Source organism: Laspinema olomoucense D3b (assembly GCF_025370785.1).
Classification (GTDB): Bacteria; Cyanobacteriota; Cyanobacteriia; order Cyanobacteriales; family Laspinemataceae; genus Laspinema; species Laspinema olomoucense.
In genome coordinates, this window is sequence record NZ_JAMXFA010000007.1 from 200,743 (window position 1) to 215,676 (window position 14,934).

Sequence of the window (14,934 nt, forward strand, 5' to 3'; positions counted from 1 at the left end):
ATAAGCTAACCTTAATCCGTTTTTTTGAAGTCTTCTATTATTCTTTTCCATTCACTCCAGGCCCCACCATCAGTGTTGACAAATATGCCATCTGCTCCCACTCTCCTCAGCCAGCTCCCGTATTTGAGTGATGAGACTCTAAAACGTGACTATCTCAACCGCTTGCAATGGACGGATTCCATTGCGAATACGCTGGCAAAGGTGGCCGATCGCGCGGAAGCCATTCGGATGGTAAAATTAGGCTTTGAAATTGATTTAAAACTGGGTACAAAACTCGCGGGTTCGGTTAAAAATCCTTTTCAGGAAGAAGCATTAGAATTGCTTGATCGCCAGGTCTTGCCGCCCACCTTAAAAATTCGACTGTTTGGAATCAGTGGTTCTAATTATGCGATTCCTTATTTAGAAAAAGCTTTAAATGATCCGGATTATCGGATCAGAGAAAATGCCCTAGAAGCGTTAGGGGCGATCGCCTCCTTAGCGGTGGTATTTCCCCTGATTCAAGGGATGAATGATAAAATGCCCAGCATTCGCCAAAAATCCGCCGAAATCCTGGGGAATTTGGGGTATAATACGGGAATTGATGCTTTGATTTTAGCCTTAGAAGACTCTGATCGCACTGTGCCATTAAGTGCGGCAGAAGCCCTGGGAAAAATTGCCACGCCCGTGGCGATTACGGCGCTTAAAAAAGTGTTTTCTAATCAAGATTATTCCCCTACTTGGTGGAGTGTGGCAGTTGCCTTGGGAAAACTGGGCGATCGGCCAGCCCTTGATAGCATTTTGGCCGCATTAAATCATTCTGCCACTAATACCCGAATTGCGGCAGCGGATGCCTTAGGAGAAATTGGTAGTGAAGAAACCATTGCAGCATTGCTTAATACATTAGGCGATTCCCATGAATTTGTGCGCACTCGTGCCGCCTATGGATTAGCTAAAATTGATCAGGATTCAGTCGTTGAAAAACTGATTTTGGCTTTAAATCATCCGCGATATTTAGTTCGAGAAAGTGCAGCGATCGCCCTGGGGGAAATTGGCACAACTGCGGCAGAAAATGCCCTCACTGCCGCCTTAACAGACCCGAATGAATGGGTGCAACTCCGCGCCCAACAAGGGTTAGAGCGAATCCAGGCTGCGATGATCGCACCCGCCGGTGGAAATAACCAAAACTCAGCGATCGAGCTATCTAAACCCCTAGAGGAAATCCTCGACAATCTGGCGGATACTTCGAGTTTTGTTCGGGAAAAAGCAGCTAAAATATTAGGCAAAATTGGGTCGGACCGGGCAGTAGAATCCTTGCTGAATGTTGCTTTAACTGATAATACTTATTCCGTGCGAAAAACGGCAATAGAGGCATTAGGAAATCTGGGAACTGCTGTAGCAGTCGATGCTTTACTTTATACCTTGAATGAAGGAAATAGTTTAGTGCGTCAACAGGTAGGGGAAGTGTTAGCCCAGATGGGTGAAGGGGAAATTGTGCCTCTACTGTGGCACGATTTATTCACGAATGGAGATTTATATTTACTGGATGCGATCGCCTCGATTCAAGCACGCTGTGGGTATTACAGTCCATTGAGTTTTCAAGACCCTTCCACTTAAAATTGGATCAAGTTTCATCCCTGAAAAAGTCGGCGCACAGGGGTGTGCGCCATACCCGAAAAGAAACTCAGAAAGGACTTACGCATCCCCTCCATAGGGAGTAGAGTCAGAACAGGACTGATTCTTACTATCTATGGAGTTAAATCTCCAAATTGGCGTAACTCCTATCCGGGATTGGGGACGAATTTATAACCCAGTATAGTTGCGCAGGGCAGTGTGAGTTTTTAACCCCACAACACCATCAGCTTCTAAACCGTAGTCTTTTTGGAACTGTTTGATAGCCGCTTCAGTTTCTTCATTAAAAACCCCATCCATTTTTTGATAATCGAAGTATTTTAATGAACTTAACTGCCGTTGAACTCTTAAAACCGTTCCGCCAGTGCTTCCGAGTCGTACTGTTGGTTGACTTGTCGGTTCAGGAGTTTGAGGATAGTCTTTTTCAAGGGCAGCTTTCGTTTCGGGACCAACAATTCCATCAGGAGTTAATCCATTTTTCGCTTGAAACTCCATGACGGCGTGTTTAGTCAAGTCGCCATAGTAACCGGATTTTTCAGGGGTAAAATAACCAAGTTCCTGCAAACGATATTGCAGTTGGGTAATTTCTGAACCGGCATCTCCAGGACGAATCAGTGCAACTGCGGGAAAACCCATCGCCAGGAAGGAGGTGACAGCACCCAGGGCCAGTGCTCCGATCCGGTTACCCCAGCCTTTTTTAGGCCAGTTTACCTGGATTGAGGGGATTTCTAACGGTTCATTATAGGCTTCAGCAAGATGGATGTATGCAAGAGACTCCATTGCGTTAACTCCTCGGGTAGATCTACCAAGATTTTAATCGCGATCGCCCCCTTTTGGGATCCCATATCTTGAAAATTTTTCTTAAGGAAACCGGGATGGGGGATGGGGGATGGGGAGGATGGGGGAGATGGGGGGATGGGGAGGATGGGGGAGACCGCCATCGAGATGGGGGAGACCGCCATCGAGATGGGGGGATGGGGGAGATGGGGGAGACCGCCATCGAGATGGGGGAGATGGGGGATTCGATTGACTTTAGGAACTCCTTGCGGTTCTTTCCTCTGGGTACGGGAGGGGACTGGGATGATTATTTTTAGAAATTATACAGTATAGATGATATGACAGAAACTCTTTTACCACCGCAACTGCCTCACGATGACAACTCACAACCAGGAGATATTCCTGTACCCAACCGTTTATGATTATGCTCACTATTCCCTTTGGGTTAAAGTGATCCATTAGGATTTCCCCGGGGTGTGGCGATCGCGTTGGGGTTAACTGCTTCTACGGCGATCGCCTTGCTGGTGGTTCCTGGGTTATATTTACTGCTGACTCCAAAATCCTCTGTAGCAGCAGAACAATTGGAATAAAGGTCCAAAAATGAGTCCTGATCTGGATAAAATGCAACAGAACCCCCGAATGTTTTAAAGGTACTGTGGAAGGATTTCTGAATCTCAATAAACCCCCTGGCATGACCTCTCATGACTGCGTATCCCGGATCCGAAGACTGTTGCGAACTAAGCGTGTGGGACATGGTGGAACCTTAGATCCAGCAGCAACGGGCGTCTTACCGATCGCCATTGGTAAGGCAACGCGCCTGCTGCAATACCTGCGCCAAGATAAAGCATATCAGGCAACTGTGCGTCTAGGAATCACCACCACCACCGATGATTTAGAAGGGGAAACCGTCACCTCGGCAGCAGTTCCCCAACTCACGCGGGAACAGGTAGCGGCGCAATTACCGCAATTTCTGGGGAAAATTTCCCAAATTCCCCCCGCCTACAGTGCGATTCAGGTGCAGGGGAAGCGGTTGTATGATTTAGCAAGAGCAGGGGAAACCATCGAAGTCCCGAGTCGGGTGGTAGAAGTGCATAATATCCAGGTGTTGGAGTGGCGGGAGGGGGATTTTCCTGAAATCGACCTGGCGATCGCCTGTGGACCCGGGACCTATATCCGGGCGCTCGCCCGGGACCTGGGTGCTGTCTTGCAAACCGGCGGTACTCTCGCACATCTCACCCGGACCGAAAGCTGTGGGTTACCCCTGAAGGAGAGTTTAACCTTTGAGGATATCGAAACTCAAACCAGTCAGGGGACATTTCAACTCATCCCACCAGCTACCGTGTTAGCGCATTTAAGTCAGATTCCTTTAAATTCTAACGATGGCCGTCGCTGGTGCCAAGGTCAACGAATTCCCCTGGCAGAGTTAAGAGAAATTGTCCCCCCTGTGCGGATTTATGCAGAAGATGGCACATTTTTGGGAATTAGCGAGATTGAATCAACCGATAGCGACTGGGTTTTAGTGCCGAAAATGGTGTTCGAGCCGGATTTTGGGAAAGATGAAGGAAGAAGTTTGTCCTAACGGTTTTAGTCGTTATTTGAACATTTAGTTATCTCTCAAACTAGACCCGTCGTATCCTGATTAGGCATTCCCAGGAGCTGCCTGGGAATGCCTGAAACGACTTCAGTCGTTCTTTCCCTTAAATGATAATAATTATAATGTGATTTTCTATCGTCTAAAATCTAAAACATTAGAACCTTGATTGGGGCGATCCAGCCCAGATGTGACCCACTGAATACAGGCTTGTTCTGACTTAAATATTTTAGGGGCGGCGACATTTTGTAAGTTATCGGGCTTATAATGGTCATAAAAAAACTTATCGGCCATTTGATAAATAATGATTAAATTTTCGCGATAAGTATAGCGATGTTTAAAGATATCCAGACTTTCTTCTACATCAGAATGAATAGATAAGTGTTCTTTGGCGATCGCGATAATTCCTTCGAGGCTAGAGGAATGAATGCCTGCCGGATTATGAGCCTTATGCAAATTCCCCCGATGTCCTAATTCGGAAAGCAACTGATAGGAATAGATTTGGTCCGTATCGACGGTGCCAAATACATAAGGAATAATCAAGTGACCGCAATCGGCGATCGAATATTCGTAAAGTAAACGAGTCATGATGGTGGGGTCAATGGGGTTGGGTAACCCAAATTTTATCACCTTGGGGATGGGGGATGGGGGATGGGGAGGATAGGGGGGATGGGGAGGATAGGGGGGATGGGGAGGATAGGGAGGATGGGGAGGATAGGGGGATGGCGGAAGTTCTGCTTCCCCATCTGCCCCATCTCCCCCATCTCCCCCATCTGCCCCATCTCCCCCATCTCGATGGCGGTCTCCCCCATCTTCCCCATCTCCCCCATCTTCCCCATCTCCCCCATCTCCCCCATCTCCCCCACTCCCCTACCGGGAGAGTTTAACTAAGGCATCTTTGACTGATTCAGGCAATTGACGCATAATTTTTCCCTTTTCCATATCCACGGTAACGAGGGTAACTACTCCGGTGAGGTACAAGTCTTGTCCATCGAGGGACTGAATCTGATATTCCCAATTGAGGCGGACCCCATCCATTTCTAGCATTCGGGTTCTGACTAGGGCCTGGGTGCCGAGTTTCATGGGTTTGTGGTAGCGCAAGGCTAACTCAACCACGGGTAAATCGCACCCCAGGGCGACTAAATCGGCAAAATTGACCCCGATCGCCCGCAAGGATTCGACTCGCGCCTCTTCCATCCAGGTTAAGTAGGTGCCATGCCAAACGATGCCCGCATAGTCGGTATGATGGGGATAGGCCCTGACGGGGTACTCAAACCATCCTTCCGGGGATTTTTCGCCAAGGCGGGCGATCGCCTGGGTTGGGGGGAGTTGGGGTTGTGTCTCTTTTTCCTCAGCCATGTTACAAATTGATCCAAAACTCTACATTTCTACAAATTTTCAGTAGGTAATAAGTCTTACATTAAAGATGAAATACCTAAATCGGGCAATCTCTGTGGTCGTTTACCGCGATCGCTAGAGCTTTCCCGAAACCGACTCAATTCAGGGATTCATCCCTACATATTATGCTGTTGTAGCCAGGAGCTAAACTTATGATCCAAAAAATATTAGTGGCAGTGGCAGGACGAGGACTCTGTGAAGAGATGGTTAAGATGTTGATGGACATCCCCTCGTTTCAAACCGCCTCAGTGACTGTACTGCACGTGGTGGCCCCGGAAGTAACCGCTGATGCGATGGCGGATAAGTTGGCAGAGGGTGGCAAAATCCTCGCTGATGCGGTCAAATTTTTGAATATCGACCCCAGCAAAGTTAATCCCCGTCTGAAGCAGGGAGACCCGAAAACCGTCGTTTGTGAAGTGGCAGAGGAAGAAAATGCCGACCTGATCGTAATTGGATCCCGCGCCTTGGGACGGTTGCAAGCAATTTTAGAAGGATCCGTAAGTCAGTACGTCTTCCAGCTTGCTTCCCGTCCGATGTTGCTGGTCAAAGATGATGTTTACGTTAAAAAAATTAAGCGAGTTCTCGTAGCGGTGGACAAATCCGACTCGGCGAAGCAATGTCTGGATTTGGCCCTGATGATGGTCAAAGATATTGATGGGGGACAGTTGGAGTTAGTCCATGTCTCCTCAAAACCTGTGGACAACCCAGAACAGGACCCGGTATTAGCTGCAGCGGTGGCGGAGGCGAAAAAATATGGCGTTTCCTATCGCTGCCATACGCCGAAAGGAAAAGCGGGAGAAGAAATTTGTCGCTTAGCGGATGATTTAAACGCGGATCTGGTGATGCTGGGTTCTCCCGATCGCCGTCCTAACATTGCTAAAAGCTTTGTGGACCTCGATCGCCTCTTAGGGGGGTCTCTGTCTGACTATGTGCGGGTTTATGCCAACTGTCCGGTGTTATTAGGTCGGACTTCTACCTAATCCCCAATCCGGTTAAGGGAACTACAAAAAATAAAATATCCAAAACCCGCACCCTCAAGGGTGGGGCTACAAGGACAAAGCCTGCCTACGCAGGCTAAAAAAGTCTTGTTAGTTCCTTAACCATCGGATGCAATAGCAATTTATTTGTTGGAATACCCTTAAAAACAGTCCGTTTTCTCTATAGCCTGCGTAGGCAGGCTTTGTTTGTATAGCCCCACCCTTGAGGGTGCGGGTTTTTTTATGAGATTCGGACGAAAAAGGTGCCAAACGTTGCGTTTTGGCACCTTTTATTCAGGAGACCCTCGCCGGTAATTGGATGCGATCGCATCCCTTCCCGGCGACTGTCGGAGTTAGAACTTGAAGAAAGCACCCGGAACGGTTCCGAGTGCCAGACAAAGCCGCCCGTTAATTTAGCTCTCTTTGCTTTTGCTGGCGGTTTGAATGTAGAGGATCAACAGGAACACGGCTGGGACGAGCACAAAAAGAAGGCTTGCCACAAATCCTAGGTCGTTAACTTGCATAGAACCCCACTATTTTCTCAATCTTAAAATTCAATAAGATCAGAATATCATTATTGCTTGACTACAGTGAGGCTGATCGACCTAAATTCTTGGAACCGACCTTTGGGGTGAGGGGACCCTATATTCAGGGCGGGGGTTAGGGCTTGGTTTTGACGCTCACGGGCCCATTCACCAGGGTTTGACAAGCCAGACGATAGCTGGGGGGCTTTTTCTTGAGTTTTTGATTTTCTACCGCCGTGCGATCGGAGAGATTTTCCATGCCTTCGACGACTTCGACAATGCAGGTGCCACATTGACCGTAACCGCCACAGTTCATCAATTTTCCGACAAACTTGTAGAGTTCGATTCCATTTTCTAAGGCTTTAAGCCGCAAGTTGGCTCCATCCGCCGCGACTACTTCCTTGTTTTCATCCACAAATTTGATATTAGGCACTTCTCTTCTCCATAGTTGCGATCGCGCGATACCGATTGGGGCCGATGAGTCGTCCAGGATTAAGCCAAGCCTGGGCACTGACTCAGGGCCGATGTTAGCTCCTCTCAAATTTTAGACTGTAATGTTAACTTCTGTAAAGACTGCCCCCATCCTGTAGGGGCAATTCACCAATTGCCCCGAGATTTCAAATCCAGGTTGCCCCTTCCGCGAACTTAGGGCGTAGAAATCAGCCCCTCATTCACATTCCCGATCGCCCGTTCCATCGCCGCTAATGCCCGATTATAGGTAACGATCGCCCGTAGGCGGTTATTCTGAGCACGCGTCAGTTCCGTTTCCGCCGTCAGCACGTCTGTCTGAGTCCCTACCCCGGCTTGAAACCGCAACCGCGCCAGACGCAAACTTTCCCGCGCCTGATCCACAGCAATATTCGAGGTTTGGATATTCTCAAAGTTCGATCGCAAGTTGAAAAAGGCTTGCTCCACCTGTAGGCGGACTTGGTTGCGAAACTGCCCAAATCGCGTTTCCGCAATCTCAATATTCCGCTCCTCTTGAACCGCTCGCGCTCTAGCGGCCCCCCCATCATATAAATTCCACTGCACCCTACCCCCTAAGTTGTAGCCATCAGCCAAATCCAAGTCATCTCCAAAGACTTCCACCACGTTATAGTTGGCAAACAAATTGACTTGAGGACCCAGGGCAGACAAGGCAATCTGACGCTGATAATCCGTGAGATCCCGCTGTAACAACAACTGCTCTAACTCGGCTCGATTTCTCAACGCCAGGACGATGCTCTCTTCCAGGGATAAATTCCACAGTCCCGAAATTTCCACAGGTTCGGCAGCGGAAATATCCACAACTTGCGAAACGTTTAAAATCCGCGCAATTTCCCGGCGACGGATGCGCTGCTGTGCCTGCGCCTGGGTGAGGGATTGGGCGGCATCGGCTAACTGGACCCTAGCTCTGAGCACGTCAAACCTGGTGCCCAATCCGGCTCGTTCCAAGGCTTCGGCATCTCGTAAGCTCTGTTCAGAACTGTCCACCGCAGAGAGGCTAATTTCAATTTGGTCATCGGCTTCTTGCAGGTTGTAATAAGCTTCTCGAACCTCTAAGCGCAAGTCGGCAAGCACCCGCTCTAGGTCTAATTCACTGACGAGTAGCTGGGTTTCGGCTAAGCCAATTTGACCCGATCGCCGCCCGGAATTGTACAGGTTGTAGGTGAGTTCCACTCCTCCATCTAAGCTGGTGCTGCCGCCTTCTGGGGGTGGGGCATTGTCTCCTAACTGTTGTCTTTGTCGCTGATTGGCTAAATCTGCCCCGGTGGAGTTGGATCGCGATAGGCTCGATTGCACGCCCAAGGTGGGATACAAGGCGGCACGAGCTTCTTGTAAGGCGGCGCGATTTCGGTCCACGGTTAAGAGGGCTTCTTGCAGTTGCTGGCTGTTCTGTTCAGCAATTTGCAGGGCCTGTTCTAAGGTCAAGGGTTGAGTGCCGACAATCTCAACTTCATCGGATTCCGTCGGAAACTGGAGGGGGTTAGGGTTAGGAGTCAGGTACTCCGGCACGTTTTCTACGGTAGGGGTTACCCCTTGGGCTTGTAAACCCGCTCTGGGGGCAGTTCTGCCCTGGGTTTCCCCGGAGGGAGGGGCGGTTTCTGGGGCGGAACTGGGGAGGCGATCGCCTGATGCCTCACTCTGTCCAAGACTCGCGCCGATATCGCTTAAGGCGATTAGCGTTCCCATACCCACAGTCATCAGATATCGAAAAGTTCCCATAAGTTTTTGATTCGGCGTGCAATTTAACAATACTTCCAGGTTCAGGCCAACACTTTTTAAGGTATAGCAGATCGCGATCTTTGCGATGAAATCTCATCTACATGACTAAAGGGCTGGAGATGCACCGGATTAGAATTCGCTACGGCGATCGCTACCTGGGGATCAAGGCTGCCCGGGCAAAGATCAGTGGCTTTGCTTGCCCATCCGCTACTGATATTCCGGTGATTGACGCACAATGCGGCTCCTGTGTTGCAGGTTTAATTTTAGCGGAGTTTTTTCGGTGATTCAAATGCAGTTGTTTTAATTTTTAGTTTTTTATCAGGTGTTAATCGGGTTTTCGGGGTGATTAAGTTGGGTTGATGTCTATAAGTTTTCCTCTCCTAATATTGGGTTGAGCATTTTAAGGGATGATGCTGATTTTTTTAGCCTCGGTTTTGTCCTTTTGGACGAGTTTGAAACCACATTATAATTCCGCTAACGGCAAGGGTGATTAATCCCAATCCGTTTAAAAGGGGATAAACCGGGGCTAAGTTTACGGGCCCAAATATACCCTGATGGAGGTCGAGCAACCCCGTAAATGGGGTGCGGTTCCCGCTAACTACAGCGATTTGATACAAGATTCCGGTGGTGGCGGTCAAGAGCAGGGGTAAAATGGCGATCGGGGCCAGGATTCGGTGCAGTTTCCGTAATCGGACTTTATTGATCGGCATGATTGGATAGGGACAGGGTAGGGAAGGACAGCAAGTGGTAACTTTGAACATCCGAGGGAATGCCAGCAAGTCGTTACTACAGTGAGGGAACGACTTAGAAGATATTATTGTAAAGGATTAAGGTAGGGTTTGGGGTTAAGAGCAGAAAGGACACGGGGATTCCGTGTCCAGAGGGAAGATGCGATCGCAAGATTGATTCAGGATTAGGAACTTTCGTTGTCTTCGCTTGCCCCTTGGGTTTTCTTTTTACTGAATAAAAACCACCAGAGTTCTAATCCTATTAAGCTAACACCTCCTACAATCACCCCAGCTTTTACGGGTAAGGGTTGTTCAATTTTTTGCAATCCCGGGGAGGGGTTTGTTTGGTGTCCAGGCATTTCTGGCATGGCTTGGACTCTTGCTGTTGTCCCCGTTGCCAAGACTGTTGCAACTGCCAGTAAAGGTATCCAAATTTGGAGTTTACTTAACATAGATTTCGCCTTTTGTCAAGAGAGTTTACAGATTGAATTGGCGACTATTTCACCTAGGAATGATGGGCGTTAAACTTGCGTAAGCGTAAGGCATTGGTGACGACGGAAACCGAACTCATTGCCATTGCTGCACCGGCGAGGATGGGATTGAGTAACCATCCGGTAAAGGGATACAGAATGCCCGCCGCAATCGGAATACTAGCCGTATTGTAAATAAAGGCAAAGAAGAGGTTTTGGCGGATATTTTGAATCGTGGCTTTACTGAGTTGAATCGCTGTGACAATGCTTTGCAAATCACCAGAAATGAGGGTAATATCACTGGCAGCGATCGCCACATCAGTTCCCGTCCCGATGGCAATTCCGACATCAGCTTGAGCCAAGGCAGGGGCATCATTAATCCCATCGCCCACCATTGCCACAATTTTACCTTCAGCTTGTAATTCCTTGATTTTCTCCGCTTTTTGCCCGGGACGAACTTCCGCAAAAACTCGATTAATACCCACTTCCTGAGCAATCGCTTGGGCAGTTTTTAGATTATCTCCCGTTAACATTACCACCTCTAATCCCAAGCGGCGCAATCCTCGAATTGCTGTAGCGGAAGAAGGTTTTAAAGCATCCGCTATTCCCAAGACACCTTCAATTTGTCCATCGACGGCAATCCAAGGGCTAGTTTTGGCTTCAGATTCCCAATTTTCTTGATAGGTTTGTAATGATTTGGTATCTATCCCCAATTCCTGCATCCAGCGGCGAGTACCAATTTGAACTAGGCGATTGCTGACGATCGCCTGAACTCCCATGCCTGCCACGGCTTCAAAATTCGTAACCCCTGGCAGCGGCATTTCTACCCCTTGGGCTTTGGCATATTCCACCACTGCCTCGGCTAAAGGATGCTCAGAATTACTTTCTACTGCTGCGGCTAATCGTAACAATTTAATCTCATTACTATGAGCCGTACCGCCAACGGTGATATAATCGGTTACCGTGGGTTTACCTTGGGTTAAAGTGCCAGTTTTATCTAAAACAATGGTTTGGATTTTATGAGCAAGTTCTAAACTGTCAGCACTTTTGATTAAAATGCCGTTTTCCGCCCCTTTTCCCGTTCCCACCATGATAGAGGTGGGTGTTGCTAAACCGAGGGCACAAGGACAGGCAATAATTAAAACACCCACAGTAGTAATAATAGCAAGGGTGAGATTTCCCATGATGGCAAACCAGATTACAAAAGTGGCGATCGCAATGGCAATTACCACCGGAACAAAGAATCCAGTCACGCGATCGGCTAACCGTTGAATGGGCGCTTTACTCCCCTGTGCATCTTGCACCAACTTGACAATTTGTGCCAACACCGTATCCTTACCCACCCGCAACGCTTTTAACTTAAAACTACCCGTTTTATTCATCGTTGCACCAATCACTTCATCCCCGGTTTCTTTCTTCACCGGAACCGATTCTCCCGTAACCATTGACTCATCAATTAAGGAAGAACCCTCCAAAACCGTCCCATCCACCGGAATTTTTTCCCCGGGACGGACTAAAATCACATCCCCGACTCCCACCTCTTGAATGGGAATATCAATTTCTTGACCCTGGCGAATCACCCGCGCAGTTTTCGCCTGCAATCCCATTAATTTTCTAATCGCTTCCGAAGTTTGCCCTTTTGCTCTATTTTCAAACAACAATCCCAGCAAAATTAAACTGATAATCACTGCGGCAGTTTCATAATAAACTTCCGGCATCACCCCTTGGATTGTAAAAAAATTAGGGAAAATTGACACAAGCAAAGAATAGAGATAAGCAGAACCCGTTCCCAACGCCACCAGGGTATTCATATCCGCATGATGATGTTTAAATGATTTCCAGGCTCCCACAAAAAAGGATTTGCCACACCAGATAAAAACCGGAGTTGTTAACGCCAATTGCACCCAAGGATGGTGCAACCAATCAGGAATAAAGGGCAACGAAATTCCCGTCATCATCGGTAGGGAACCCACCACCAAAATCGTGCTAATAATTCCCCCAAAAATTACCTTGCGTTGTAATTCTTGTTGTTCCGCTTGTCGGGATTGTTGTTCCGCATCGATGTCCCGCATCCCCAATTCTTGCAGCGGTTCAGCGGTATATCCCGCCTCAGAGACAGCAGTTTGGATGCGATCGAGTTCCGTCTTTCGGGGATTATACTTCACTCGCGCTTGTTCCGCACTAAAGTTGACGCTGCATTCTTCCACACCGGGAACACCTTGGATCGCCTCTTCGATTCGGGTTGCACAAGAGGCACAACCCATCCCTTTTAATCTCAAATTAACCGTTTCCATCATTCCAACTCTCTCGTTACAAGGGTTGCTTAAGCTTTCTGACTTCAGCATAAACCTTCCCCTCAACTGGAGAGTCCATCCACCGTAACAAAACTTCACATTTTACCCGTGCCCCATGTTCAACGTCACGACTTCTGTAGTGATCTGGATAGTTTTAAGTCTGCCTCAAAGGTTAGAAACCGGGTTCCTTACACAAATTTGGGCTAATTTCCCAAAATTATGGCAAAAACCCGGTTTCTTGTCCCTCAGACAAACAGAAATTGCTACCGATCCCAATCGGCAACTTCATAGAGGAACTTCGTACCCCCCAGCAATTTGCGATTAGAAGAGGTACTTTGCACAAAAACGAGATACTTCTCTAAATTAGCTGGTTTAATTCGCACAGTTTCCCCCGGAGGTAATCCTAACATTTCTCGGGCAGATTCTCCTTCAAACAAATCCCCCGTCGCCCGATCCATCAAAATAATTTCTTTCTTCCCTTGAATCGTTTCAGTTTTTGTAAACTCATAAAATCCCCGCCCCCGTTGGAAAGTTAGCCCATTTTCAATTACAAAATCTTTGATGGCGCAATTTTTATCAATATCCAACACTTGAAATCGCCCCGGAGTCACCGCCCGCAAATCTGCCGATTCATCATATAATTTTCCTTCCCGATTGAGCATGGTATTAAACATTTTGTTTAACCCGCGACTCATCCGACCCTGTTCGGTGACTTCGGCTTCATAAGCTTGCAGTTGATCATCAGAAGATTGCTGATAACAAACTGCTAAAAATAGGTCTGTAATATAGGCAAACTGGTCTAAATTAATATGAAATCCCCCAGATTTTTCCGCTAACTCTTTATAGAAAAGCGTGGCATGGGAGCGATTGAGGGCTTGTACGCCATAAACGGGAATTCCCATTTCAGCTAATTTATCCACTTCCTTGCGCCAGTTCAATTTTTGAGGATTTTGAGCCGGTGCATGGGGAATATCATCCCCAATTAAAACTAGGGATTTGGTACTAGCTGAACTCCAGGACAAAGATTGAGCTTCATGTAAAACTAATTCATAACATTCCGGTGCGTCTCCCCCTCCAGTTGCTTCCACATTTTGCACAAAGTCGCAAATTTTATCCGCATCTCCTGATAAGTCTAAGTGTTTTGTAACGTAGGTTTTGCCCTCGTCGCAGTAGTCACCGTGGGCAATGATTCCAATGCGAATACCGGGGATTTCATCCAGCAATCGGGTGATGCTTTGTTTGAGGTTCCGGCGAACTTGGGTGAGGCAAGGGTACATACTGCCCGTTGTGTCAAAACTGAAAATAACATCAATGGTTTTAACGCTCATTCGGGTTTCTCCTATAGTCGTTGAGTGGGATTTATAGGTGAGGGGATAGCCGTTTGGGGGAAAAATTTGTTTGGGGTAAAGACCAGATTTGGCTGTGTCTTTACCCGATTTTTCCACCCTTATAGTCTCATGATATTTTATGTTGATGTTTTTGTCAACACTCTTTACTCCCTGAGTTAGGCCCAAGATAATTGGCAGAATTAATGCAGGATTTACTAGACATAAATCTTTGGTTTTTGTAGGGTTAGGTCGGGTCTTTTTCCCTCATTTTCAATAGAAAAATCTGCCTACTGGAGGAGGGCGCTAATGATTGAGCTGAGGATCCAGATGCCAACACCCACGATCGCCAAGACGGCAACCATTAACCCACCCAACAGCAGCACAATAAATAAAGTGTCAGCTTTTTTGTCTGAGGTGGGGGCATCTAAGTGAGTTTCCAACAGTTCCATATTGCGGACATTGGCTTTCCAGGTGGCATCAAATACATCTCCAACAATTGGGACGGTTCCAATCAGAGTTTCTAGGAGAATGTTGGAAACCATTTGCACTAAACTGTTCCGGGGGACTCCCAACTGGGCAGCGCTGAATATAATGTAAGCGGAGAGTAACGCACCGGCAATATCCCCCCCTGCTGGCAGGAGTCCGAGGATGGGGTCGAGTCCAAAGCGAAAGGGGGTTCCGGGGATGCGAATGGCGCTATCGAGGAGATGACTGAGGCTGCGGAGGCGTTTGAGGGTCTTGAGTTTTCGGTCCGTTGGAGTAATCATGGGCGAGGGTCAATAGGGGGTCGGTAACTAATTTCCAATTATGACGGAAGAAAGGGGCGACTGAGTTGCGCGATCGCCGCCTAGGAAGAAATCCCCCGAGGATCGGGTTGTGGTGACTGTGGCTATTTTGTATAGAAATATAGCGGTTTTACCCAGGAATGAGCCAGAGGAGAATAGGTCCGGCGATCGCTCAATCCCACAGGATCACCCTCTCGGTAGATTACAACGGCAGGGGGTATTTTGCTATCCTCCAAGTGGTGAATCAGC

The 14,934-nt window shown here is 47.9% G+C and carries 17 protein-coding genes; 5 read left to right on the forward strand and 12 right to left on the reverse strand.

Annotated features, from left to right (window positions below):
- Positions 1-84 precede the first annotated feature (84 nt).
- A complete protein-coding gene (locus NG792_RS07385) occupies positions 85-1,593 on the forward strand; it encodes a HEAT repeat domain-containing protein (protein WP_261234975.1) in 1,509 nt (502 codons plus the stop codon).
- A 186-nt stretch (positions 1,594-1,779) separates the two neighbouring features.
- On the opposite strand, the gene NG792_RS07390 is transcribed toward NG792_RS07385, so the two are convergent.
- Positions 1,780-2,388 carry a peptidoglycan-binding domain-containing protein gene (locus NG792_RS07390; RefSeq protein WP_261234976.1) on the reverse strand — a complete coding sequence of 203 codons (609 nt, stop codon included), beginning with the start codon at positions 2,386-2,388 and terminating at the stop codon, positions 1,780-1,782.
- 68 nt (positions 2,389-2,456) lie between these two features.
- Between NG792_RS07390 and NG792_RS07395 the strand changes: the two genes are divergently transcribed.
- Positions 2,457-2,702, forward strand: a complete 246-nt coding sequence (locus NG792_RS07395; protein WP_261234977.1) for a hypothetical protein — start codon at positions 2,457-2,459, stop codon at positions 2,700-2,702.
- Between the two features lie 128 nt (positions 2,703-2,830).
- On the opposite strand, the gene NG792_RS07400 is transcribed toward NG792_RS07395, so the two are convergent.
- Positions 2,831-2,983 carry a hypothetical protein gene (locus NG792_RS07400; RefSeq protein WP_261234978.1) on the reverse strand — a complete coding sequence of 51 codons (153 nt, stop codon included), beginning with the start codon at positions 2,981-2,983 and terminating at the stop codon, positions 2,831-2,833.
- Positions 2,984-3,040: 57 nt separating this feature from the next.
- Between NG792_RS07400 and truB the strand changes: the two genes are divergently transcribed.
- On the forward strand, positions 3,041-3,964 hold the full coding sequence (truB, locus tag NG792_RS07405) for a tRNA pseudouridine(55) synthase TruB (protein ID WP_261234979.1): 924 nt from the start codon (positions 3,041-3,043) through the stop codon (positions 3,962-3,964).
- Positions 3,965-4,111: 147 nt separating this feature from the next.
- Here the strand turns inward: truB and NG792_RS07410 are convergent, their stop codons facing one another.
- Both NG792_RS07410 and NG792_RS07415 read right to left on the reverse strand, forming a co-directional pair.
- A complete protein-coding gene (locus tag NG792_RS07410; RefSeq protein ID WP_261196718.1) occupies positions 4,112-4,564 on the reverse strand; it encodes a hypothetical protein in 453 nt (150 codons plus the stop codon).
- 282 nt (positions 4,565-4,846) lie between these two features.
- On the reverse strand, positions 4,847-5,335 hold the full coding sequence (locus tag NG792_RS07415) for an acyl-CoA thioesterase (protein ID WP_261196722.1): 489 nt from the start codon (positions 5,333-5,335) through the stop codon (positions 4,847-4,849).
- A gap of 191 nt (positions 5,336-5,526) precedes the next feature.
- Here NG792_RS07415 and NG792_RS07420 point away from each other — a divergent pair, with 191 nt between their 5' ends.
- On the forward strand, positions 5,527-6,354 hold the full coding sequence (locus NG792_RS07420; RefSeq protein WP_261196724.1) for a universal stress protein: 828 nt from the start codon (positions 5,527-5,529) through the stop codon (positions 6,352-6,354).
- 410 nt (positions 6,355-6,764) lie between these two features.
- On the opposite strand, the gene psbM is transcribed toward NG792_RS07420, so the two are convergent.
- The 3 genes from psbM to NG792_RS07435 form a co-directional block, all read right to left on the reverse strand.
- Positions 6,765-6,875, reverse strand: coding sequence for a photosystem II reaction center protein PsbM (psbM, locus tag NG792_RS07425; protein ID WP_015147816.1), 111 nt, complete (start codon positions 6,873-6,875; stop codon positions 6,765-6,767).
- Between the two features lie 136 nt (positions 6,876-7,011).
- Complete coding sequence (locus NG792_RS07430) at positions 7,012-7,308, reverse strand: (2Fe-2S)-binding protein (protein ID WP_261196726.1); 297 nt, start codon at positions 7,306-7,308, stop codon at positions 7,012-7,014.
- A 212-nt stretch (positions 7,309-7,520) separates the two neighbouring features.
- On the reverse strand, positions 7,521-9,080 hold the full coding sequence (locus NG792_RS07435; protein ID WP_261234980.1) for a TolC family protein: 1,560 nt from the start codon (positions 9,078-9,080) through the stop codon (positions 7,521-7,523).
- A gap of 101 nt (positions 9,081-9,181) precedes the next feature.
- On the opposite strand from NG792_RS07435, the gene NG792_RS07440 reads away from it, so the two are divergent.
- Positions 9,182-9,364, forward strand: a complete 183-nt coding sequence (locus NG792_RS07440) for a hypothetical protein (protein WP_261234981.1) — start codon at positions 9,182-9,184, stop codon at positions 9,362-9,364.
- Positions 9,365-9,502: 138 nt separating this feature from the next.
- On the opposite strand, the gene NG792_RS07445 is transcribed toward NG792_RS07440, so the two are convergent.
- The 5 genes from NG792_RS07445 to NG792_RS07465 form a co-directional block, all read right to left on the reverse strand.
- A complete protein-coding gene (locus NG792_RS07445) occupies positions 9,503-9,790 on the reverse strand; it encodes a PepSY domain-containing protein (RefSeq protein ID WP_261234982.1) in 288 nt (95 codons plus the stop codon).
- A gap of 203 nt (positions 9,791-9,993) precedes the next feature.
- Entirely contained in the window at positions 9,994-10,260 is a 267-nt protein-coding gene (locus NG792_RS07450) for a hypothetical protein (protein WP_261234983.1), read from the reverse strand.
- Positions 10,261-10,313: 53 nt separating this feature from the next.
- Positions 10,314-12,572, reverse strand: a complete 2,259-nt coding sequence (locus tag NG792_RS07455; protein WP_261234995.1) for a heavy metal translocating P-type ATPase — start codon at positions 12,570-12,572, stop codon at positions 10,314-10,316.
- A gap of 263 nt (positions 12,573-12,835) precedes the next feature.
- Positions 12,836-13,900: a vWA domain-containing protein gene (locus NG792_RS07460; protein ID WP_261234984.1), complete on the reverse strand. Its 1,065-nt coding sequence runs from the start codon at positions 13,898-13,900 to the stop codon at positions 12,836-12,838.
- Between the two features lie 287 nt (positions 13,901-14,187).
- The gene (locus NG792_RS07465) at positions 14,188-14,667 is read right to left on the reverse strand and encodes a DUF4112 domain-containing protein (RefSeq protein ID WP_261234985.1); all 480 of its coding nucleotides are present in this window, start codon (positions 14,665-14,667) and stop codon (positions 14,188-14,190) included.
- Positions 14,668-14,934: the final 267 nt, after the last annotated feature.